General features: G+C 72.4%; 23 protein-coding genes. 11 read left to right on the plus strand and 12 right to left on the minus strand.

Annotated features, from left to right (window positions below; all coding sequences use genetic code 11):
• Positions 1–32 precede the first annotated feature (32 nt).
• The 4 genes from ACWEF6_RS27015 to mgrA all read right to left on the minus strand — a co-directional run bounded on the left by ACWEF6_RS27015 (position 33) and on the right by mgrA (position 4,144).
• Positions 33–902, minus strand: coding sequence for a TIGR03564 family F420-dependent LLM class oxidoreductase (locus ACWEF6_RS27015; RefSeq protein ID WP_449685488.1), 870 nt, complete (start codon positions 900–902; stop codon positions 33–35).
• Positions 903–918: 16 nt separating this feature from the next.
• Positions 919–1,584: a TetR/AcrR family transcriptional regulator gene (locus tag ACWEF6_RS27020; RefSeq protein ID WP_449685489.1), complete on the minus strand. Its 666-nt coding sequence runs from the start codon at positions 1,582–1,584 to the stop codon at positions 919–921.
• A gap of 79 nt (positions 1,585–1,663) precedes the next feature.
• The gene (locus tag ACWEF6_RS27025; RefSeq protein WP_449685490.1) at positions 1,664–2,863 is read right to left on the minus strand and encodes an IS110 family transposase; all 1,200 of its coding nucleotides are present in this window, start codon (positions 2,861–2,863) and stop codon (positions 1,664–1,666) included.
• Positions 2,864–3,115: 252 nt separating this feature from the next.
• Positions 3,116–4,144 carry an L-glyceraldehyde 3-phosphate reductase gene (gene mgrA / locus ACWEF6_RS27030; protein WP_310977374.1) on the minus strand — a complete coding sequence of 343 codons (1,029 nt, stop codon included), beginning with the start codon at positions 4,142–4,144 and terminating at the stop codon, positions 3,116–3,118.
• Between the two features lie 63 nt (positions 4,145–4,207).
• On the opposite strand from mgrA, the gene ACWEF6_RS27035 reads away from it, so the two are divergent.
• Together ACWEF6_RS27035 and ACWEF6_RS27040 are read left to right on the plus strand one after the other, a co-directional pair.
• Positions 4,208–5,089: an AAA family ATPase gene (locus tag ACWEF6_RS27035; protein WP_449685491.1), complete on the plus strand. Its 882-nt coding sequence runs from the start codon at positions 4,208–4,210 to the stop codon at positions 5,087–5,089.
• Positions 5,086–6,453, plus strand: a complete 1,368-nt coding sequence (locus ACWEF6_RS27040) for a vWA domain-containing protein (RefSeq protein WP_449685492.1) — start codon at positions 5,086–5,088, stop codon at positions 6,451–6,453. Before ACWEF6_RS27035 ends, ACWEF6_RS27040 begins: the two co-directional genes overlap by 4 nt.
• Here ACWEF6_RS27040 and add read toward each other — a convergent pair.
• A complete protein-coding gene (add, locus tag ACWEF6_RS27045) occupies positions 6,431–7,405 on the minus strand; it encodes an adenosine deaminase (protein ID WP_449685493.1) in 975 nt (324 codons plus the stop codon). The two genes, ACWEF6_RS27040 and add, sit on opposite strands and share 23 nt — an antisense overlap.
• A gap of 162 nt (positions 7,406–7,567) precedes the next feature.
• On the opposite strand from add, the gene ACWEF6_RS27050 reads away from it, so the two are divergent.
• Positions 7,568–7,783 (plus strand): antitoxin, encoded by a 216-nt coding sequence (locus ACWEF6_RS27050; protein WP_449677283.1) that lies wholly within the window; start codon positions 7,568–7,570, stop codon positions 7,781–7,783.
• A 1-nt stretch (position 7,784) separates the two neighbouring features.
• On the opposite strand, the gene recQ is transcribed toward ACWEF6_RS27050, so the two are convergent.
• Positions 7,785–9,620 (minus strand): DNA helicase RecQ, encoded by a 1,836-nt coding sequence (gene recQ / locus ACWEF6_RS27055; RefSeq protein ID WP_449685494.1) that lies wholly within the window; start codon positions 9,618–9,620, stop codon positions 7,785–7,787.
• A 68-nt stretch (positions 9,621–9,688) separates the two neighbouring features.
• On the opposite strand from recQ, the gene ACWEF6_RS27060 reads away from it, so the two are divergent.
• Positions 9,689–10,117 (plus strand): DUF6314 family protein, encoded by a 429-nt coding sequence (locus ACWEF6_RS27060; protein WP_449685495.1) that lies wholly within the window; start codon positions 9,689–9,691, stop codon positions 10,115–10,117.
• Here ACWEF6_RS27060 and ACWEF6_RS27065 read toward each other — a convergent pair.
• The gene (locus tag ACWEF6_RS27065) at positions 10,114–10,857 is read right to left on the minus strand and encodes an SDR family oxidoreductase (RefSeq protein ID WP_449685496.1); all 744 of its coding nucleotides are present in this window, start codon (positions 10,855–10,857) and stop codon (positions 10,114–10,116) included. The two genes, ACWEF6_RS27060 and ACWEF6_RS27065, sit on opposite strands and share 4 nt — an antisense overlap.
• Positions 10,858–11,100: 243 nt before the next feature.
• Between ACWEF6_RS27065 and ACWEF6_RS27070 the strand changes: the two genes are divergently transcribed.
• From ACWEF6_RS27070 to ACWEF6_RS27080, 3 genes are all read left to right on the plus strand, one after another.
• Positions 11,101–11,796, plus strand: coding sequence for a hypothetical protein (locus ACWEF6_RS27070; RefSeq protein WP_449685497.1), 696 nt, complete (start codon positions 11,101–11,103; stop codon positions 11,794–11,796).
• A 2-nt stretch (positions 11,797–11,798) separates the two neighbouring features.
• The gene (locus ACWEF6_RS27075) at positions 11,799–12,365 is read left to right on the plus strand and encodes a hypothetical protein (RefSeq protein ID WP_449685498.1); all 567 of its coding nucleotides are present in this window, start codon (positions 11,799–11,801) and stop codon (positions 12,363–12,365) included.
• A 74-nt stretch (positions 12,366–12,439) separates the two neighbouring features.
• On the plus strand, positions 12,440–12,949 hold the full coding sequence (locus tag ACWEF6_RS27080) for a mycothiol transferase (RefSeq protein ID WP_449677288.1): 510 nt from the start codon (positions 12,440–12,442) through the stop codon (positions 12,947–12,949).
• Position 12,950: 1 nt separating this feature from the next.
• Here the strand turns inward: ACWEF6_RS27080 and soxR are convergent, their stop codons facing one another.
• Positions 12,951–13,433: a redox-sensitive transcriptional activator SoxR gene (gene soxR / locus ACWEF6_RS27085; protein WP_310977362.1), complete on the minus strand. Its 483-nt coding sequence runs from the start codon at positions 13,431–13,433 to the stop codon at positions 12,951–12,953.
• 98 nt (positions 13,434–13,531) lie between these two features.
• On the opposite strand from soxR, the gene ACWEF6_RS27090 reads away from it, so the two are divergent.
• Entirely contained in the window at positions 13,532–14,122 is a 591-nt protein-coding gene (locus ACWEF6_RS27090) for an NADPH-dependent FMN reductase (RefSeq protein WP_449685499.1), read from the plus strand.
• Between the two features lie 30 nt (positions 14,123–14,152).
• On the opposite strand, the gene ACWEF6_RS27095 is transcribed toward ACWEF6_RS27090, so the two are convergent.
• The 3 genes from ACWEF6_RS27095 to ACWEF6_RS27105 are packed head-to-tail and all read right to left on the minus strand — an operon-like array spanning position 14,153 to position 16,721.
• Positions 14,153–14,629 (minus strand): hypothetical protein, encoded by a 477-nt coding sequence (locus ACWEF6_RS27095; protein WP_449685500.1) that lies wholly within the window; start codon positions 14,627–14,629, stop codon positions 14,153–14,155.
• Entirely contained in the window at positions 14,626–16,035 is a 1,410-nt protein-coding gene (locus ACWEF6_RS27100) for an ATP-binding protein (RefSeq protein WP_449685501.1), read from the minus strand. Before ACWEF6_RS27100 ends, ACWEF6_RS27095 begins: the two co-directional genes overlap by 4 nt.
• Complete coding sequence (locus ACWEF6_RS27105; protein WP_449685502.1) at positions 16,032–16,721, minus strand: response regulator; 690 nt, start codon at positions 16,719–16,721, stop codon at positions 16,032–16,034. The genes ACWEF6_RS27100 and ACWEF6_RS27105 overlap by 4 nt, the downstream gene beginning before the upstream one ends.
• Before the next feature lie 116 nt (positions 16,722–16,837).
• On the opposite strand from ACWEF6_RS27105, the gene ACWEF6_RS27110 reads away from it, so the two are divergent.
• The 3 genes from ACWEF6_RS27110 to ACWEF6_RS27120 all read left to right on the plus strand — a co-directional run bounded on the left by ACWEF6_RS27110 (position 16,838) and on the right by ACWEF6_RS27120 (position 20,080).
• Positions 16,838–17,737 (plus strand): phosphatase PAP2 family protein, encoded by a 900-nt coding sequence (locus ACWEF6_RS27110; protein WP_449685507.1) that lies wholly within the window; start codon positions 16,838–16,840, stop codon positions 17,735–17,737.
• A gap of 69 nt (positions 17,738–17,806) precedes the next feature.
• The gene (locus tag ACWEF6_RS27115) at positions 17,807–19,195 is read left to right on the plus strand and encodes a pyridoxal phosphate-dependent decarboxylase family protein (protein ID WP_449685503.1); all 1,389 of its coding nucleotides are present in this window, start codon (positions 17,807–17,809) and stop codon (positions 19,193–19,195) included.
• Positions 19,196–19,234: 39 nt separating this feature from the next.
• A complete protein-coding gene (locus ACWEF6_RS27120; RefSeq protein WP_449685504.1) occupies positions 19,235–20,080 on the plus strand; it encodes an alpha/beta fold hydrolase in 846 nt (281 codons plus the stop codon).
• On the opposite strand, the gene ACWEF6_RS27125 is transcribed toward ACWEF6_RS27120, so the two are convergent.
• On the minus strand, positions 20,054–21,058 hold the full coding sequence (locus ACWEF6_RS27125; RefSeq protein WP_449685505.1) for a pirin family protein: 1,005 nt from the start codon (positions 21,056–21,058) through the stop codon (positions 20,054–20,056). The genes ACWEF6_RS27120 and ACWEF6_RS27125 overlap by 27 nt on opposite strands.
• Between the last annotated feature and the right edge of the window lie 189 nt (positions 21,059–21,247).

The following is a 21,247-nucleotide window of genomic DNA, read 5'->3' on the forward strand; positions in this document are numbered from 1 at the left end:
CCAGGTCAGGAAGCCGCGAAGGGCTCGGCGATTCACGCCGCCAGCAGCTCGCGGGTGCGGGCCTGCTCCGCCGCCGAGCCGATCGGGATCACCAGCAGCTCCGTCGCGCCGGCGTCCTCGAGGGATTTCACCTGGCGTCGCACGGTTTCCTCGTCGCCGATCACCACGCTGTCCGACACCCGCTCGTGGCCCTCGCGGTCGAGGATCGCGCGGTACGCCGGGATGTTCGCCGCTCCGCCGTACGTCTGCTCCACCCACGCTCGGCGTTCGTCCACTTCGGACGTCACGCAGACCAGCTGGCCGGAGACCACGCGGGACGCGCCGCCCAGTGCCGGGACCACGAACTCGCCGATCGCCCGCGGGCCCGCCCAGGTCGTGATCACGCCGTCGGCGAGCTCGCCGGCCAGCCGCGTCGACTGAGGGCTCACCGAGCCGATCAGCACCGCCGGCCGCTCCGCCCCGGGGGCGTTCACCGCGCCCGACGCCGTCAGCGACCCGCCGTGGACGTCCGCCTTCTCCCCGCGCAGCAACGGGTGCAGCGCCTGGAGGTACTCGCGCAGGTGCCGGATCGGGCGGTCGTAGGAATACCCGAACTCGCCTTCGACGATGAACCGGTGGCTCAGCCCGAGACCGAGGTGGACGGGCACCCCGGCCGCCGCCTGGGCCGTCAGCGCCTGCGCGGCCATGGTGAGCGGGTGCCGCGAGTACGTCGGCACGACGCAGGTCCCCAAGGCGAGGCCCGGGGCGGCCGCGGCGAGCGCGGGCAGCGCCGTGAGCGCGTCCCACCCGCCGCGCTGCGCCACCCAGAGCGTGCGGTAGCCGAGCTTCGCCGCTTCACGGGCTTGGGCCGTCATGGCGTCGAAGCCGACACCGAGTTCGTCGATCAGGATTCCGGTGCGCACGGGTCCTCCCAGGTGGTCAGTACGCGCGTTCGAGCTGTTTGCGGTCGAGCGCGACGGCTTCGGTGAACAGCGTCAGCGCCCGCGGCGCCACCTCGCGCAGCTGCCTCGTCGACACGGCGAGCGGCTCGAAGGCGTGCGCGACGGTGTCGGCGATCAGCGCCGGCTCGGGTGGCGGCGAGGCGCCGAGGAACCCGTTCAGCACGGCCTGGAAGGCGACGACGAGCTCGCGCACCGGCCGGTCCGTGCGCAGCAGGTCGTGGGCGGCCAGCAGGTCCAGGTACTCGACGAAGGCTTCCGCGTGCCGCGGGTCGAGTTTTCCGTGCAGCTTGGGCAGCAGCTTGCCGAGCGTCTCGGCGTCGTCGGCGTACCCGGCCCGCAGCAGCGGGCGCTTCAGCACGTTGGCGTACTGGATCTCGGTCAGCCGCGAAAGCCGCACGCTGAGCGGGTCGGCCGCGATCGTCGCCACGAGCTCTTCGAGCACCCCGACCGACTCGCGGAGAAGAACCGCGAGGAACAGCTCTTCCCGGTTCTTCCAGTGCAGGTAGACGGTGCCCTTGCCGACGTCCGCCCGCTCGGCGACGTCCTCGATGGTCGTGCGCCGGTAGCCGACCCGCAGGAGCAGGTCGGCGGCGGCGTCGAGGATGCGCTCGGCCCGTTCGGCCCGGTCTTCGGCAGGAGGCACGCGACGATCATATGACCAAATTTCTCATTTGGTCAAACGTCGAGCCAGCACGGGCCGGGGGGGTGTCCCTATGTGGTTGTCAAGCCGCAGCGGGGGCTGGTTCGGGGTGTCGGTAGTGGGTGCCGTTGCGGAGCATGGCGTAGAGGACGTCGCAGCGGCGGCGGGCCAGGCAGATCAGCGCAGCGTTGTGCTTCTTTCCCTCGGCTCTCTTCCGGTCGTAGTAGGCCCGGCTGACCGGGTCGGACAGGGCAGCGAAGGCGGCGAGGAAGAACGCGCGTTTGAGCTGGCGGTTGCCAGTCCGAGCTGGGTGCTCGCCCTTGATCGACGTGCCGGAGCTGCGGGTGACCGGAGCGATGCCGGCGTAGGCGGCCAGGTGCGCCGAGCTGGCGAAGTTCGAGGCGTCGCCGACCTCGAGGAGGATGCGGGCTGCGGTCCTGACGCCGATGCCGGGCATCGAGGTCAGGACCCCGGCAAGAGGGTGTGCATCAAGGATCCCCTCAACCTGTTCAGTCACCTGTTTCCGTTGTTGGAGCACGGTTTTCAGGCTGTCGGCCAGTCGCGGGAGGACGATGTCAGCGGCGGCGGTGCCCGGGACGGTGACGGTCTGCTCGCCGAGGGCGGTCATGATCGCCTCGACCAGCCGCTCGCCCATGCGGGGCGCGTGGACCTTGGCGATCGCGGTGAGCTTGCGGCGGCCGGCCTTGGCGATCCCGGCTGGTCCGCCGCAGCGGGAGAGAATCTCCAGAACAGCCGGATGGCTGATCCGCGGGCCGATCGCCCGCTCGAGAGCCGGGTGGATGCCGGTGAGCAGGCCCCGGATGCGGTTGCTGATCCGGGTGGCCTCGCCGGCCAGGTCGTCGTCGAACCCGACCAGCACGTCCAGCTCGGCCAGGGCCTCGTCGCCCACCTCGACCGGGCGCAGGGTGTGGGGCAGGGAGCGGGCGGCGTCGGCGATGACGAACGCGTCGCGGGCATCGGTCTTCGCGCGGCCGGGGTAGAGATCGGCGATGCGGCGCATCGCCAGGCCAGGCAGGTAGGCCACCTGATGCCCGGCGGCACGAGCGACCGCGACCGGCAGCGCCCCGATGGTGGCGGGCTGGTCGACCACCACCAGCAGCGTTCCGTGCCGGGCGAGCTTGTCGAACACCGCCGTCAGCTTAGGTTCGCTGTTGGGCAGCGGCCCATCATGCAGTCGCTTGCCGTCGGGGTCGAGCCCGACCGCGTGATGGGCGTCCTTGCCGACGTCCAGGCCGAGAAACACGCTGAAACCGCTGCTCATCCACCATGCCGTTCGTCCGCCGCGACGTGGTCACCGATCAGGCATCGAGCGCCGGCACCCACGTTACGACGAGACCTACCCAACGGCGGCCGTGTCCCTATCAGCGGTCGGTCGATGCCACCAGACCCGGTGACACCACCCCCCGGATCATGCGTGCGACTGGGGGCCTGAGTCATGCCGGGCCTGGCGACCACAGCTCCTTGATCAGGAACTACGAAAAAGGTAACGGGGGGGGGGAGTGTTCGCGCCGGGTCAGGAGTCGGACGAACGCTTCCAGAGGTTGATGTCCGCGTCCGTCGCGTGGCCGTCGATCTCCGTCAGCTCCTCGGACGAGAACTCGAGGTTGCCGAGCGCGCCGACGTTGTCCTCGAGCTGCTTCACGCTGCTCGCGCCGATCAGCACCGACGTCACCCGGCTGTCGCGCAACGCCCAGGCCAGCGCGAGCTGCGCCAGCGACTGCCCGCGGCGGCCGGCGATGTCGTTCAGCGCGCGGACCCGGCCCAGCCGGTTCTCGTCGAGGGTGTCCGGGTCGAGCGACTTGCCCTGCGCCGCGCGCGAGTCCTCCGGGACGCCCTTCAGGTACCGGTCGGTCAGCAGGCCCTGCGCCAGCGGGGAGAACGCGATGCACCCCGCGCCCGCCTCTTCGAGGGTGTCGAGCAGCCCGTCCGCTTCGATCCAGCGGTTGAGCATCGAATACGACGGCTGGTGGATCAGCAGCGGCGTGCCGAGCTCGCGCAGCAGCCGCGCGGCCTCGGCGGTCCGCTCCGAGCTGTAGGACGAGATCCCGACGTACAGCGCTTTCCCGGCGCGGACCGCGGCGTCGAGCGCGCCGACCGTCTCCTCCAGGGGCGTCTCGGGGTCGAACCGGTGCGAGTAGAAGATGTCGACGTAGTCCAGGCCCATCCGGCCCAGCGACTGGTCCAGGGAGGACAGCAGGTACTTGCGGGAGCCCCACTCGCCGTACGGGCCGGGCCACATGTCGTAGCCCGCCTTCGTGGAGATCACCAGCTCGTCGCGGTACGGCCGGAAGTCGGTGGCCAGCAGCCGCCCGAAGTTCTCCTCCGCCGAGCCGTACGGCGGGCCGTAGTTGTTGGCCAGGTCGAAGTGGGTGATGCCCAGGTCGAACGCGCGGCGGGTGATCGCGCGCTGGGTCTCCAGGGGCTTGTCGTGGCCGAAGTTGTGCCACAGCCCGAGGGAGATCGCGGGCAGCTTGAGCCCGGAGCGCCCGCAGCGCCGGTAGGGGATGGAGTCGTAGCGGCCGGAAGCGGCGAGGTAGGTCACGCGGCCGATGCTAGCCCGCTCTTCGGGTACGCTCTTGGTGAGCGACCGCTTAGGAGGCACGTGGTGGGCACCGGATTCTTCACCTCCGTCGACGACGTGTCGGCCAAGCTGGCCGAAGCCGGCTACCTGGCCTCGACGGCGGTGGCGACCACGGTGTTCCTCGCGGACCGGCTGGGCAAGCCGCTGCTGGTCGAAGGCCCGGCCGGGGTCGGCAAGACCGAGCTCGCCAAGGCCGTCGCCCAGGTCAGCGGCTCGCGGCTGGTGCGCCTGCAGTGCTACGAGGGCATCGACGAGGCCCGCGCGCTCTACGAGTGGAACCACGCGAAGCAGCTGCTGCGGATCACCGCCGGCCGCGACGAGACGTGGGAGGCCGCGCGCACCGACATCTTCGGCGAGGAGTTCCTGCTGCGCCGCCCGCTGCTCACCGCGATCTCGTCGGACGAGCCGACCGTGCTGCTGATCGACGAGACCGACAAAGCCGACATGGAGGTCGAAGGCCTGCTGCTCGAGGTGCTCGGCGACTTCCAGGTCACCGTGCCCGAGCTCGGCACGATCACCGCCACGCGGCCGCCGTTCGCCGTGCTGACGTCCAACGCGACGCGCGAGCTGTCCGAGGCGCTGCGTCGCCGGTGCCTGTTCCTGCACATCGACTTCCCCGACGAAGACCTCGAACGCGACATCGTCCGGCTCAAGGTCCCCGGGATCGACACCGCTCTCGCCGATTCCGTCGTCCGGGTGATCGCCGCGCTGCGCGCGATGGACCTGCGCAAGCTGCCGTCGGTCGCGGAGACCATCGACTGGGCGCGCACCCTGCTCGCGCTCGGGGCGTCGACGCTGGACGAGCGGGTCGTGCGCGAGAGCCTCGGCGTCGTGCTCAAGCACCAGGACGACATCGCCAAGGCGGGCGCCGGCCTGCGGCTCGAACAGGTCCTGGACGCGTCGTGACCGGCGGCGTGCCGGAGCGGCTCGCGGCGTTCGTCAAGGCCTTGCGCGCCCAGGGCATCCCGGCCGGGCCCGCCGAAACCGTCGACGCCGCCGCCGCGCTGGAAGTCCTCGGGATGGACGACCGCGCGCTCGTCCGCGAAGGCCTGGCCGCGGCCCTGGTCCGCCGCGGCGGGCAGCGGGCGGTCTTCGACGCCGCGTTCGACCTCTACTTCCCGGCGGGCGTCGGCGCGCCCGAGCGGGCCCGCGAAGACCAGCCGACGACGCTGGAGGAGCTGCGCGAGGAGCTGGCCGCCGCGCTGGCCGACGGCGACCAGCAGGCGTTGGCGCAGCTCGCCGGGCTCGCCGTCGACATGCTGGGCCAGTACGGCTCGGCGTCCGGGCCGGGCGGTGGCTTCTCCGCCCACCAGACCCTGGAACGGCTCCAGCCGCAGACGCTGATCGCGCGGGTGCTCGCCGCAGTCCGCGGCGGCGGCGCCCGCGGGGAGTTCACCGACCGGCTCGACCGCGACGAGATCCGCCGCCGCGTCGAAGGCTTCCGCGGGCAGATCCGCACCGAGGCACGCCGCCGGGCGGCCGAAGTCCGCGGCCGCGAGCGCGTCGCCAAGCACGCCATCGCCCCTTCACCCGACCGGGTCGACTTCCTCATCGCGAGCCGCACCCAGCTCGCCGAACTCCGGCGCACGATCCAGCCGCTGTCCCGCAAGCTGGCAACGCGCCTGGCCGCACGACGCCGCCGGCGGACGCGGGGCCAGATCGACCTGCGCCGCACGCTGCGCCGGTCGCTTTCGACCGGCGGGGTGCCGCTGCGCCCGGCGTATCGCCACCGGCGGCCCGGACGGCCGGAAATCGTGCTGCTGTGCGACCTGTCCGGGTCGGTGGCCGGGTTCGCGAACTTCACCATGCTGCTGGTGCAGGCGCTGCGCGACCAGTTCAGCAAGATCCGCGTGTTCGCCTTCGTCGACAGCGCCGACGAGGTCACCCACCTGGTCACCACGGGCGCGGCCGACCCCGAGCACCTGGGCGCGCGCATGCTGTCCGAAGCGGCGCTGGTGCGCTGGGACGGCCACAGCGACTACGGCGGCTCGCTGCGCCAGTTCACCGAGAACTGGCTGGACGCGGTCGGCCCCCGGACGTCGGTGCTGATCCTCGGCGACGCCCGCACCAACGGCGGCGACCCGAACCTCGACGCGGTCCGCGAAATCAAGGCCCGCGCCCGGCACGTCTACTGGCTCAACCCCGAACGGCGGTCGCTGTGGTCCACGGGGGACTCGGCGGCGCTGGAGTACGCCGACGTCGTCGAGATGCACGAGTGCCGCACGGTGCACCAGCTCGGCACGCTGGTCACCCGCCTGCTGCCGGTGTGAGCCAGGCGTCGATGTCACGCAGCATGGCCTTCTTGGTCGCTTCGGGCGCGAAGGACGCCGTGACGCTCGCGCGGGCGAACTCCGCCATCGTCGTGTCGTCGTAGCCGAAAGCCTGCTGGACCCGGGCGTACTCCCCGGCCAGCGCGGCGCCGGTGACGGACGGGACGTCGGTGTTGAGCGTGACCGTCAGGCCCGCGTCGAGCAGGCGGGGGAGCGGGTGCTCGGGCAGCGACGGCACCAGGCCCAGCGTCACGTTCGACGACGGGCACACCTCCAAGGCGAGCCCCCGGTCACGCACCTCGGCGACCAGCGACGGGTCGTCGAGGACGCGGATGCCGTGGCCGAGCCGTTCGGTCCGGCCGACGTCGAGGGCTTCGCGGATGCTTTCGGGTCCGGCGTCTTCGCCGGTGTGGTGGAGCAGGTGGAGCCCGGCCGCGCGGGCCTTCTCGAAGAGCGTCGCGAACGGCTGCAGTGAGTGGTTTTCCTCGCCCGCCATGCCGATCGCGAAGACTTCGTCGTACTGCAGCGCCAGTTCGAGGGTGCGTTCGGCCCGCTCGACCGAGCGGCGCCGGGAGTGGTCGAGCAGCAGCCGCCACTCCAGGTCGTCGCTCTGCAACAGTCCTTTGAGGACGGACTGCAGCGGCATTTCGAGGTCGCCCAAGCGTTCCCCGTGCGAGGCCGCGGTGAAGGTGACTTCGGCGTAACGCGTGCCCTGGGCGGCTTCGTCCTCGCAGTACTCGCGCGCGATGCGTTCGAAGTCTTCGGGACGCCGCAGGCACGACCGGATGAGCGCGTTGTAGTCGGCGAAGGCGCGGAAGCCGTCGAACACCGGGGGTTCGCCCGGGACGTCGACGCCGTTCGCCTCGCCGAGCTCACGCAGCGTGGCCGGGCGGATCGTGCTCTCCAGGTGAACGTGCAGGTGGGCCTTCGGGAGGGCGGCCAGGTCGCGCATGATCGCGAGCCTAGGCGCGCCCGGTGGCCTTCCGCGCGGCATTTTCCGGGCCCGGGCGCGGCGGGCTCAGGTTTTGGGCCTCGTCACACGGGGAACCTCCGGGTGGTTCGTCCGCGTTGTCAGGATGACCGCAACCGACGAGGGAGGGCCACCGTGCCTCTGATGAAGAAGCTGACCATGCTGGCCGGCGCCGCCGGTGCGGCCCGTGCGTACGCCAAGAAGAACCCCGAAAAGGTGAACCAGGCCGTCGGGAAGGCCGCGAAGTTCGTCGACGACAAGACCAAGGGCAAGTACCACCAGCAGATCGCCGGCGCGGTCCGCAAGGTCAACTCGGTGACCGGGCAGCCGGGCCACCCGGGCCAGGCCACCGGCCGGTAGGTCACTCCCCGGTCAGGACCTCCAGGAGTCCCTCGCCGTACTTGGCGAGCTTGTTCTCGCCGACGCCGCTGACCGTGCCCAGATCCGCCAGCGACGCCGGCCGTTGCGTGGCGATCTGGCGCAGGGTCGCGTCGTGGAAGACGACGTAGGCGGGCACGCCCTGTTCCTTCGCGACACCGGCGCGCCAGGCCCGCAGGCGTTCGAACAGCGGGGCCGCCTCCGCGGGCATCTCGACCGCGGCGGCGGCCTTCCGTGTGCTGCGGACCTTCGCGGCGGCGACCCGCTCGGGTTCGCGGCGCAGCAGCACCTGGCGATCGCCGCCCAGCACCTCCGCGCTCGTTTCGGTGAGCACGAGCGAGCCGTAGTCGCCTTCGACGGCGAGCAGGCCCTGCGCGAGCAGCTGCCGCACCACCGCGCGCCACTCCGGCTCGCGCAGCTCGGTGCCGATGCCGAACGTCTTCAGCGTGTCGTGCTGGAACTGCGTGACCTTCGGCGTGGACTTGCCGAGCAGGATGTCGATGATCTGGCCGGCACCGAACTTCTGGCGCCGCTCGTTGCGCAGCCGTACGACCGTCGACAGCAGCTTCTGCGCCGGGATCGTGCCGTCCCACTTCTCCGGCGGGTTCAGGCACGTGTCGCAGTTGCCGCACGGCCCGGCCGCCTGCCCGAAGTAGTTCAGGATCTGCACGCGGCGGCACTCGACCGTCTCGCACAACGCGAGCATCGCGTTCAGGTGCGCGGCCAGCCGCCGCCGGTGCGCTTCGTCGCCTTCGGACGTGTCGATCATCTTGCGCTGCTGGACGACGTCCTGCAGCCCGTACGCGAGCCAGGCCGTCGACGGCAGGCCGTCGCGGCCCGCGCGGCCGGTTTCCTGGTAGTAGCCCTCGACCGACTTAGGCAGGTCCAGGTGCGCGACGAACCGGACGTCCGGTTTGTCGATGCCCATCCCGAACGCGATCGTCGCGACCACGATCAGCCCGTCCTCGCGCAGGAACCGCGACTGGTGCTTCGCGCGGGTGCGCGCGTCGAGCCCCGCGTGGTAGGGCACCGCCGGAATCCCGTTCTGCACCAGGAACTCCGCGGTCTTCTCGACGGAGTTGCGGGACAGGCAGTAGACGATCCCCGCGTCACCCTGGTGCTCGGTCCGCAGCAGTTCGAGCAGCTGCCGCTGCGGCGAGTTCTTGCCGACGATCCGGTACTGGATGTTCGGCCGGTCGAAGCTCGCGACGAAGTGCCGGGCCTCGTCGAGGTTCAGCCGGGCCGCGATCTCCTGGTGCGTGGCCTCGGTCGCGGTCGCCGTCAGCGCGATCCGCGGCACGTCCGGCCACCGCTCGTGCAGCGCGGAGAGCTGGAGGTAGTCGGGCCGGAAGTCGTGACCCCACTGGGCGACGCAGTGCGCTTCGTCGATCGCGAACAGCGAGATCTTGCCGCGGTCGAGCAGCCGCACGGTGGATTCCACCGAAAGCCGTTCCGGCGCCAGGTAGAGCAGGTCGAGCTCGCCGTTGAGGAACGCCGACTCCACCTCCTGCCGCGCCTGGTAGTCCTGGGTGGAGTTGAGGAAACCGGCGCGGACGCCGGCGTTCCGCAGCGCGTCCACCTGGTCCTGCATCAGCGCGATCAGCGGCGAGACGACCACGCCCACACCGGGCCGCACGAGCGCGGGAATCTGGTAGCACAACGACTTCCCGCCGCCGGTGGGCATCAGCACGAGCGCGTCGCCGCCGGCGATCACGTGCTCGACGATCGCCGCCTGGTCGCCGCGGAAGCTGTCGTAGCCGAACACGCGCCGGAGGGTCTCCAGCGCGTCGGACGCGGGTGCGAGGTCGGTCTCTGCCACCCGCCCGACTATAGAGCGGGGGTCCGACAGTTCCGGCCCGGCCCGCCGCGGGGTGCCAGAATGGGCGGGTGCAGCACTGGCCCGTTCCCGACCTCACCGCGTATTTCGCCGGCGTCTGGCGCCTGGAGCGGGAAATCCGCACGGCGGACGGCGACCCGGCGGGCGAGGTGACCGGGACGGCGACCTTCAGCGAAACCGAGGGCGTGCTCGTCTACCACGAGGAGGGCGAGCTGCGGCTCGGCGGCCACGTCGGGCCGGTCACGCGGACCCTGCACTACCGCCTCGGGGAACCCGGCCGGGCGGCGGTCCACTTCGACCACGGCGGCTTCTTCCACGACCTCGACCTGCGCGAAGGCCACTGGACGGCCGACCACCCCTGCCGCGCCGACCGCTACCGCGGCGAGTACCGGGTGACCGGCGCCGCGCGGTGGCGGCAGGAGTGGGCGGTGCGCGGGCCGGCGAAGGACCACGTGATCGTCAGCCGGTTCACCCGCTAGACGATGCCGCCGTTGGCGCGCAGCACCTGGCCGTTCACCCAGCGCGCCGGCCCGGCGAGGAACGCCACGACCTCGGCGATGTCCTCCGGCTGCCCGAGCCGCTCCAGCGGCGGCTGCTGGGCCATCCGGGCGATCGTCTCCTCGTCCTTGCCGTCGAGGAACAGTGCGGTCGCGGTCGGGCCGGGCGCGACGGTGTTCACGGTGATGTCGCGGCCGCGCAGCTCGCGCGCCAGGATCATGGTGATCGCCTCGACCGCGCCCTTCGTCGCGTTGTAGACGCCGTAGCCGGGCAGGTTCAGGCCCAGCACCGACGTCGAGGTGGTGATCACCGCGCCGCCGTCGCGGACCCGCCGCGCGGCCTGCTGGGCCACCGCGAACGTGCCGCGGATGTTGGTGCGGTGCACCCGGTCCAGGACGTCGAAGTCGGTGTCGGCGATCGGGGTCGGCGGGTTCATCACGCCGGCCAGGTGCGCGACGACGTCCACGCCGCCGTAGGTGCGTTCCGCGGTGTCGAACAGCTCCGCGACCGCGGCCGGGTCGGCCACGTCGGCGCGGACGGCGATCGCCCGGCCGCCGCCCGCCGTGATGGCGTCGACCGCGGCCTGCGCCTCCTTCTCGTTGCCGGCGTAGTTGACGACGACCGCCATGCCGTCGGCGGCCAGGCGCTCGGCGACCTGGCGGCCGATGCCGCGGGAGCCGCCGGTGACGATCGCGACGCGGGAGTCAGCAGGGGTGCTCATCGATTCCTTCTTCCGGTTCGTTCCACTCGGTCTGTTATCGACGATACCACTCACGCGGTAACGCTGCTAGCCACGCGGTGTCACCGTCGTCACCTCCCCGCAGCGGGGCGAGGGCATCCGGCCGTATCGACAGGGCCGGACGGCCGAATCCGGAGGTCAGGCGCCCCTTGCCCGTTTTCGGCCGCGCTAATCAGGGAACACCGCTCGCATCGGGGGCTTGACATCCTTGAAGGAGTTTGAGCGATGCCCACATGGCTGATCGTCTTGATCGTCGTCGTGGCCGTCGCGGTGCTCGGCGCCGTGATCTGGCTGGTGACGCAGGAAATGCAACGAAAACGGCTGCAGCAGCGGTTCGGTCCCGAGTACGACCGCACGGTCGCGGAGAAGGACAGCCCCCGTGCCGCGCAGCGCGAACTCGCCGAGCGCGAACGCCGGCACAAGGAGCTCGACATCCGGCCGCTTTCGGCGTCGGCGCGCGAGCGCTACGCCCGGGAATGGGCGCAGGTGCAGGAAAAGTTCGTCGACCAGCCGTCCGCCGCGGTCGCCGAGGCCGAGCAGCTGCTGAACGCGCTGATGGCCGAACGCGGGTACCCGACCGAGGGCTACGAGCAGCAGCTGGCCGACCTGTCCGTGCGGCACGCCAAGACCCTCGAGCACTACCGGGCCGCGCACACCACGCAGCAGAAGCGCGACGGAGCGTCCACTGAGGACCTGCGCGACGCGATGGTGCGCTACCGCACCGTGTTCGAGGACCTGCTCACCGACGGCGCCGACGACGAGCAGCACCACGACCGCCACGAGCGCCGCAACGGCCACGACCACAGCGGTCGCGAACACGGTGACCACGACCGCGACACCGAGCGACGGGACACCGACCGTCACGAGACCGAGCGCCAGGCGTCCGCGACCCCGCGGACCGAGTCGAATGGAGGACGCTGACCATGACCGAGCACCTGACGCGGCACGACGCCGAGGACGACCGGGACCTGACCGGCCGGGAGGACGACCGCGAGGCCTACGCCGGCGACCGCGCCACCGACTTCCGCGAGCCGGGCACGGCCGGTGACGACCAGGGCCTGAGCACCGCGGACCTGGCCTCGGCCGGGCACCACGACACCACCACCGCCGAGGAATCGGGCGGGGACGTGGAAGCGCCCGCCGGATCGGGTGGCGACGTCGAGACGCCCGCGGCTTCGGGTGGCGACGTCGAAACCCCCGCCGCTTCGGGTGGCGACGTCGAGACGCCGGCCCTGATCGACGAGGAGAAGGTCACCGGCTTCCGCGACCGCTGGCAGAACGTCCAGACCGGCTTCGTCGACGACCCGAAGCAGGCCGTCCAGCAGGCCGACGAGCTCGTCGCCGCCGTGATCAGCGCGCTGGCCACCACGTTCGCCGAGCACAAGAGCGAGCTGGAAGCCCAGTGGCAGCAGGGCGAACCGGCCACCGAGGAGCTGCGGATCGCGCTGCGCCGCTACCGCTCGTTCTTCGACCAGCTGCTGCCGCGGTAGCGGGCGCCGTTTGCCGGCAGGCATGATCGGGTAGGTCCGCGCAGGGAAGAAGTCGGCAAACGGGAGGCAGCCGGATGAACGTGGCCGATCTGCTCGTCGAAGGGTTCAGCCGGGTCCAGGGCACGGTGCGCTCCGCGGTGGACGGACTCACCGCGGAGCAGCTCGGGACCCGGCCGGACGGCGAAGGCAACTCGATCGCCTGGCTGGTGTGGCACCTGACCCGGGTCCAGGACGACCACGTCGCCGACGTGGCCGGCACCGAGCAGGTCTGGACCGGTCAGGACTGGCTGTCGCGGTTCGGCCTCCCGTTTCCGGCCGGGGACACCGGGTACGGCCACCGCCCGGCCGACGTCGAAGCGGTCCGCGTCGACGACCCCGGCCTGCTCACCGGCTACTACGACGCCGTGCACGAGCAGACCGTCCGGTACCTCGAAGGGCTCGGCGAGCCGGACCTCGACCGGATCGTCGACGAGGCCTGGGATCCGCCGGTGACCCTGGGCGTGCGCCTGATCAGCGTCCTCGACGACGACATCCAGCACGCCGGGCAGGCGATGTACGTGCGCGGCCTGCTGAAGCGCGGCTAGCTCAGCAAGCTTCGTAGCCGTCCTCGCGGTGATCGGCGAGGCGCTGCGGCCCCGGGCCGTCGGCGCCGAGCCGGTCGCCGGGGTTGGCGAGCCGGCACTTGGCCAAGGACATGCAGCCGCAGCCGATGCAGTCGTCCAGCTGGTCGCGCAGCTGTTCCAGCTGCCGGATCCGCGCGTTCAGGTCGTCCTGCCAGCAGCGGGAGATCCGCGCCCAGTCGGCGCGGGTCGGCGTGCGGTCGTCGGAGAGCAGGCCGAGCACTTCCCGGATCTTCGACAGCGGCATCCCGACCCGCTGGGACATCCGGATGAACGTCACCCGCCGCAGCGTGTCGCGGCGGTAGCGCCGCTGGTTGCCCGCGGTGCGGCGGCTGTGGATGAGGCCTTCGTCCTCGTAGAAGCGCAGGGCCGACGCGGGTACTCCGCTGCGCCGGGAAAGCTCGCCGACCGTGAGATCCGGCAGCGACGGGGCCGGGGCGTCCACCATGGCGCACAGCCAACCACAGCGGCACACTTGACTTCAAGCCAACTTGAAGTTCCATCCTCTTGCGGAAGGCAACAACGCCTGCGTGTCGAGGAGGAAGTGTGTCGGAAGCGCCGATCCGGGTCGCGGTGATCGTGGGAAGTGTCCGGGAAGGACGGTTCGGGCCGGTGGTGGCGAACTGGCTCGCGGGGGTCGCGGACGCGCACGGCGGCTTCGAAGCCGACGTCGTCGACCTCGCCGAACCCGACCTCCCGCTCGTGATGCCGGCCTTCGGGGCCACGCCGTCCGCGGAGGTCGTCGCCGAGGTCGCGAAGGTGGCTCCGCGGCTCGAAGCCGCCGACGCCTTCGTCGTCGTCACCCCGGAGTACAACCACAGTTACCCGGCTTCGCTCAAGAACGCCATCGACTGGCACCGGCCCGAATGGCGGGCCAAGCCGGTCGCTTTCGTGTCCTACGGCGGGATCTCCGGGGGGTTGCGCGCGGTCGAGCACCTGCGGGCGGTCTTCGCGGAGCTGCACGCGGTGACCATCCGCGAGACCGTCAGCTTCCACGGCGCCCAGACGCGGTTCGGCGACGACGGCCTGCCGAACGACGACGCGGCGGGCGTCGCGGCGAAGACGATGCTCGACCAGCTGGGCTGGTGGGCGCGGTCGCTGTCCGAAGCCCGGGCGGCGCGGCCCTACCCCGGCTGAGGCGCCAAGACGTCATGTCGACATCGGCCGTCACGCCTGGCAGGCCTGGTACGGCAGCCGGATGTCGGGGCCGGACAGGCCGATCGTGACGTACCCGCCCTGCGTGGCCAGCGCCGCGAAGGCGGTGCAGACCAGCTGATTGATCCCGGCGGCGGAGATCGGCTGCAGCGGGAACGGGACGGTGATCGTCGGCGGCGAGCCGGGGGTGAAGGTGATCGCGCCGGACCGGCGGGGCAGCTCGGTCGTGTACCCGCCGGCCAGCTCGTCGGCCGACGGCCCGTCCAGCAGCATCGTCAGGGTGGCCTCGACACCGACCGGCCCGCTGCCCGGCCGGGATATCGGCGACAGCCGGTCGTTGAGGACGAAGTAGAGGATCACGTCGGTGCCGCGGCCGTCGTCCGCCGGGCTCCGCAGGGTCGGCGCCGGGCCCGCCCCGAGCACCGGCGTCGGCTTGATCCCGCACGCGCTCACCAGCAGCAGCACCGCGAAGACGGCGAGTTTCTTCACCACGCCTCCCGGGGCACGCGAAGTTCGAACCGGGCGCCGGTGCCGGTGTTGACGGCGACGATGTCACCACCGTGCAGCCGCGCGTTCTCCCGCGCGATCGACAACCCGAGGCCGCTGCCCTCGGACCGGGCGCGGGCGGTGTCGGCCTTGGTGAAGCGGTCGAAGACCCGCGGGAGGACGTCGGCCGGGATCCCGGGCCCGTGGTCGGTGACGGTGAACACGACGTCGCCGCCTTCCGGCCGCAGCACCACTTCGACCGGCGGCGCGCCGTGCCGCAGCGCGTTGCCGACGAGGTTCGCCACGACGATGTCGAGCCGTCGCCGGTCGAGCCGCGCGGTGATCCCGGGCGGCAGGTCGGCGGTCAGCTCGGCCCCGGGTTCCCAGCCGCGCGCGGCGAGGGTGTCACCGATCGCCGCGGCGACGTCCAGCTCCTCCCGGCGCAGTTCGGCCCGGCCGGCGTCGAAGCGGGAGATCTCGATCAGGTCCTGCACCAGCCGGGTCAGCCGCCGCGTTTCGGCCGACACCAGCCGCGCCGCGACCGCGGTGTCGGGCGGCAGCTGCTCGGCGTCCTCGTCGAGGACGTCGGTGACCGCGTTCATCGCCGCCAGCGGCGTGCGCAGTTCGTGGGAGACGTCGGCGACGAACCGCCGCGCGTCGGCCTCCATCGCGCGCAGGGTGCCGACCGTGCGCTCCAGCTCCGCGGCGGTGTGGTTGAACGTGGTGACCAGCTGGGCGAGCTCGTCGGACCCCTTCGCGCGCAGCCGCACGTCGAGCCGTCCGCGGCCGAGCTGGCTGGCCGCGGTGTTCAGCGCGCGGACCGGCCGCAGCACCTGCCGCGCGGCGAGCAGCGCGACCCCGACCGCAACCGGCAGGGCGAGCGCGGAGAACAAGAAGGCGTAGCGGGCCAGCGAGTCGATCGCCTCCTGCTGGTCGGTCAGCCGCGTCATCGCGTAGACCACGAGGCCGCTCGGCTTGCCGTCGCCGGTCTGCACCGGGACGCCGACGAAGAACAGCGGGTAGCCCTGGACGTCGACGCGCTGGAACTGGATGTTCGTGGTGGTGGCCACGGCGCGGCGCAGGTCGGCCGGCACGTCGTCGATCGACAGGCCCGAAGTCGCGTGCAGGTTCCGGTAGACGATCAGAGCGTTGCTGGACTTGAGCGTCGTCGCGAAGGCGTCGAGCGTGGCCTGCGACGGCGGCAGCGACACGGTCGGCAGGTACGCGGCGATCTGGTCGCGCAGCTTCAGCATGGTCTGGTCCTGCACGCCTTCCAAGATGGCCCGGCGCGCCAGGACGTAGCTCGCGCCGGCCGCGGTGGTGGCGCCGAGGATCATGATGACGGCGAAGGCGGCGACCAGCCGCGGCCGCAGCCCGGCGAGCCACGACCGGAGCCGCGGTGCGGTCACGACCGGCCGAACCGGTAGCCGAAACCCCGGACCGTCTGCACGTACTCCGGTTTCGCCGGCACGTCCTCGATTTTCGCGCGCAGCCGCTGCACGCAGGCGTCGACGAGCCGGGAGTCCCCGAGGTAGTCGTGGTCCCACACGGCGGAGAGGATCTGCTGGCGGCTGTACACCTGCCCGGGCGTGCGCGAGAGCTCCAGCAGCAGCTTGAGCTCGGTCGGGGTCAGCGAAACCGGCGCGCCGTGCTTGGTCACCTCGAGCCCGGACCGGTCGATGACGAGGTCGCCGTGCCGCTCCTCGGCCGCCGCCGGCCCGCCCGGCCGTTCGGCGGCCGAGCGGCGCAGGACCGCCCGGATCCGTGCGTCCAGCACCCGCGGCTCGACCGGCTTGGCGACGTAGTCGTCCGCGCCCGCTTCCAGCCCGGCCACGACGTCGAAGTCGTCACTGCGCGCGGTGAGCATGATGATCGGGACCGGGCCGGACGCGCGCATCCGGCGGCAGGTCTCGAAGCCGTCCATGCCGGGCAGCATCAGGTCGAGCACGACGATGTCGGGCCGGTGGTGCACGAGCACCTCGATGCCGAGCTCGCCGGATTCCGCGGTGCGCACCACGTGTCCCTGCCGGCGCAGGGCCAGCTGCAGGCCCTCCCGCACCGCCGCGTCGTCCTCTACCACCAGTACCTCGGCCACGGCGCCATTATTCGGAAAAGCGCACGTCATGGCGACCCGGGCGGATCTTGTAGCAAAACCATGACATCGCGCTGACGGGATCCCGAAGACCGCGTTCCAGACTCGGGGACATGGCAGTGATCCTCACCGACGCACCTTCCGCGACCCGCCCGGCCGGCCCCGCGCCCGTGACCCGGGCCGCGTCCCGCACGGCCGTCCTCCTCGCGGGCGCGGCCGGGTTCGCCCTCGCGTTCGTCGCGGCCTACCTGCTCTTCGTCCGCACGGAGGCCGGCCGCGGCGTCGAGAACGGCGTCGTCCGCAGCGCCCAGTCCGCGGGGACCACAGTGGACTGGGCGGACCCGCTGCGGCAGACCGACCTGGTGGTGGTGCTCGGCGGGGTGGCGGTGCTCATCGTGGCGATCGCCGTGGTCCGGCGGCGGCTGGCCCTCGGCGTGATGGCGCTGGTGCTGCTGGCCGCGCCCCTGGTGGTGGCGCAGCTGCTCAAGCTGTACGTCCTGGAGCGCCCGAGCACCGGCGACCGCTTCGGCGTGGCGAGCCACAACAGCTTCCCGAGCGGGCACGTCAGCGCGGCGATGGCCGTGCTCGTGGCGCTCGCGATCGTCCTGCCCCGCCGGTTCCGGCTGACGGCCCTGGTGACGGGCAGCGCCGGCGTCGCCTGGGTCTCGGCGGCGGCGGTGGCACTGGGCTGGCACCGGTTGAGCGACACCGTCGGCGGCTGCTTGCTGGTCGCGGCGGTCACCTGCGCCGGGGCGGCGGTGGTGTCCGCCCGCCGCCCCGACGGTGACCGGGTGCCGCCGATCCCGGTGCTGACCGGGTTCCTGGCCCCGTCGGCACTGGTGCTGGCGGGGTACGCGGTGCTTTCGACGGCGACCTCGGGAGCGGCCCAGTTCGTGGCGGCGCTGGTGCTGGCGGCGCTGGCGTCGATGGCGGTGGTGCTGCTGCTGCTGACAGGCCCGTTGCGCCGGGTGGCGTTCGACCCGGCCGAGACCCGCGTCCGCCGGCTCCGGCGGTACTGACTCGGGCCGGGCCAGTTTCCCGGGATTGGCCCGCGACAGCGGGACGGCACCGCGCCTAGCGTCGGTGGGATGGACCCGAGGCTCGCCGATGACCTGCACTCCCTGCCCGATCTCCTCGACACCGCAAGCAAACTCGCGGCCGAGGCGCTCGCCGGGCTGGACCACCGGGCGGCCGCCGTCCCGCCCGTGGCCGCCGCCCCGGCGCCCCTGCCGCTCGACGGCGCCGGCGCACGCGGGGCCCTGAACGAGTTCACGCGACGCTGGGAGCCCGGTTTCGCCGCGAGCGCGGGTCCCCGGTACCTCGGTTTCGTGACCGGCGGCGCGACCCCCGCCGCACTGGCCGGGGACTGGCTGACCGCCGCCTACGACCAGAACCCCGCCAGTGGCATGGACTCCTCGGCGCAAGACCTCGAGCGCGAGACCGTCGGCTGGCTGGCCGAACTGTTCGGGCTGGGCCCGGAGTTCTCCGGCGCGTTCGTCACCGGCGCCACGATGTCCACGGTCACCGGCCTGGCCATCGCCCGCGAATGGCTCGGCGAACGGGCCGGCGTGACCGTCTCCGACGAAGGTGCCGCCGCGCTCGGTCCCGTCACCGTGCTGTCCGGCTCGCCGCATTCGAGCGTGCTGAAGGCGTTGTCGTTCCTCGGGATGGGCCGGTCCGCCCTGCGGAAGGTGCCGGTGCTCCCGGGCCGTGAAGCCGTCGACGTCGAGAAACTCGCCGAAGCGCTCGAGATGCTCGACGGGCCCGCCGTCGTCGTCGCGAACGCCGGGACGGTCAACACCGTCGACTTCGACGACCTGGAGGCGATCGCCGGCCTCAAGCGGCGGTACGGCTTCTGGCTGCACGTCGACGCCGCGTTCGGCGGGTTCGCCGCGCTGGCCCCGGAACACGCGGTGCTCACCGCGGGCCTCGACCAGGCCGACTCGGTGGTCGTCGACCTGCACAAGTGGCTCAACGTGCCCTACGACTCGGCCGTCCAGTTCACCCGCCGCCGCGACCTGCAGCTGCGCGTGTTCAGCAACAACGCCGCCTACCTCGGCGAAATCGGGGAGACGCCGGACTTCCTGCACCTCACACCGGAGAACTCGAGGCGGCTGCGCGCGCTCCCGGCCTGGTTCTCGCTCGTGGCGTACGGCCGCGCCGGGCACCGCGAGATCGTCGAGCGCTGCGTCGCGCTGGCCCGGGACCTGGGCGCGCGGATCGACGGGTCACCGCACTGGCAGCTGCTGGCACCGGTGCGGCTCAACGTCGTCTGCTTCACCCCGGCCGGGGACGTCACGCAGGACCGGATCGACGCGCTCGTGCACGCCATCGCCGAGGAGGGGACCACCTTCCTGACGCCGACGGTGTACGACGGCCGCCCGGCGTTGCGCGCCGCCTTCAGCAACTGGCGGACGACCGAGGCCGACGTCGAGCGGGTCTTCGCCGTGCTGGAACGCCTGGTCGTGCTGGCGTGAGGGCTTGTTCCCCCGGCCCGGACCTGCCAGGGTCGGGCCGTGCCGATCTTCTCCGCGCCGGACGGAACCGCCCTCGCCGTCCACCTCGCCGGAGCCGGAGCCGAGCCCCCGGTGGTGTGCCTGCCCGGCGGCCCGATGCGAGCCGGCGCATACCTCGGTGACCTCGGCGGCCTCACCGCCCGCCGCTGCACCGCCGTGCTGGACCTGCGCGGCACCGGCGCGTCCGAGCGGCCCGCCGACCCCGCCACCTACCGCTGCGACCGCCAGATCGAGGACGTCGAGGCCCTGCGCAAGCACCTCGGCCTCGACCGCTTCGCCCTCCTCGGGCACTCGGCCGGGGCGAGCCTGGCCGTCCGGTACGCGGCCCGGTACCCGCAGCGGCTGAGCCGGCTCGCCCTGATCGCGCCGAGCCCGCGGGCCGTCGGCTTCGACGTCCCGGCCGACGAACGCCGGCGCATCATGGCCCGCCGCGCCGGGGAGCCCTGGTTCGCCGCCGCGGCCGCCGCGTACGAATCGATCGCCGCGAAGACGGCGACCCGCGCCGACTGGGCCACCTTCGCCCCGTTCTACTACGGCCGCTGGGACGCGGCGGCCCGGCAGCACCAGGCCGGCGAACCCGGCCAGCGCAACGGAGCGGCCGCCCGGATCTACAACTCCACCGGCGCCTTCGAGCCCGAGACGACCCGCGCCGCACTGGCCGCGGTCACCGCTCCGGTGCTCGTGCTGACCGGGGACCTGGACTGGATCGCCAGCCCGGCCGTCGCGGATCGCTTCGCCGCGCTTTTCCCGGACGGCCGCGCCACCGTGCTGGCCGGGGCCGCGCACTACCCGTGGCTGGACGACGCGCCGGCCTTCGGATCAGCCGTGGGCGGTTTCCTGGCCTGAGCTCGGGTTACGACGCGGTTTGATGCGCACGGCCGGCAACGCGGGCGCCGGCAGCCGTTCGCCCGCGTAGCCGGTCACTTCGCCGAACTGGTCCGACCCGGCCTGCCAGGCTTCGCGGAACGCGGCGATCTCCTCGTGGGCGCGGCCGACGAAGTTCCACCACATCAGGATCTCTTCGTCGAACGGCGTGCCGCCCAGCAGCAGGAACCGGGCCGGCTCGGTGCCGCGGTTGCTCAACGTCAGGGAGCGCAGCCCGGTGCCGACGTAACCCAGCTCCGCCGCCCGGACGCGGGTGCCGGCCACGACGACGTCGCCGGTGTCGACGAGCACGCCGTGCTCGAACCCGGGGTCCACGCCGAGCGACATGTGGGCGTCCGGCCCCAGCACGACTTCCGCGCCCAGCAGCGGCGTGAACGTCGGGATCGGCGACGTCCGGCCGGCCAGCGAGCCGAGGAACACGCGGATCTCCGCGCCTTCGATCCGGTTCACCGAAGGGACGTAGTGGTCGAACGCCCGCGCGGTGTGCCGGTGCCGTTCGGGCAGGGCCACCCAGAGCTGTACGCCGTGCAACGTCTTGGTGGCGGCGGTCGAGACCTCGGAGTGGCAGATGCCGTTCCCACCGGTCATCAGGTTCAGCTCGCCGGGCCGGACCAGCGCGTGCGTGCCGAGGCTGTCGCGGTGTTCGATCTCGCCGGAGAACAGCCAGCTGACGGTCTGCAACCCGGTGTGCGGGTGCGGGGCGACGTCCATCGCCCCGGGCCCGGCGACGTCGTCCGGGCCGTAGTGGTCGGCGAAGCACCACGCGCCGATCAGCGACCGCGACCGCTGGGGGAGGGTGCGCCGGACCCGCATCGCGCGCGGCCCGCCGAGGGGCACCTCCCGCGGCGTGAGGACCTCGACGGCCGGCCGGTCGGGATCGGCGGCCGCGGGCCGATCGCCGCAGGCGAGTTCGGCGGGGGCGGCCTCGGTGTTGCTCATACCGGCCACGGTAGTCGCGATCGCGACGGTGCCGCGGGTGGGCGGCGTCACGGGCCCGCGGCCGCCGCGGCCGGAGTGCCTGTGGCCGGGGTGGCTGTGGCCGGGGTGGCTGTGGCCGGGGTGGCTGTGGCCGGGGTGGCTGTGGCCGGGGTGGCTGTGGCCGGGGTGGCTGTGGCCGGGGTGGCTGTG

The sequence above is a fragment of the Amycolatopsis sp. NPDC004772 genome, assembly GCF_053601215.1.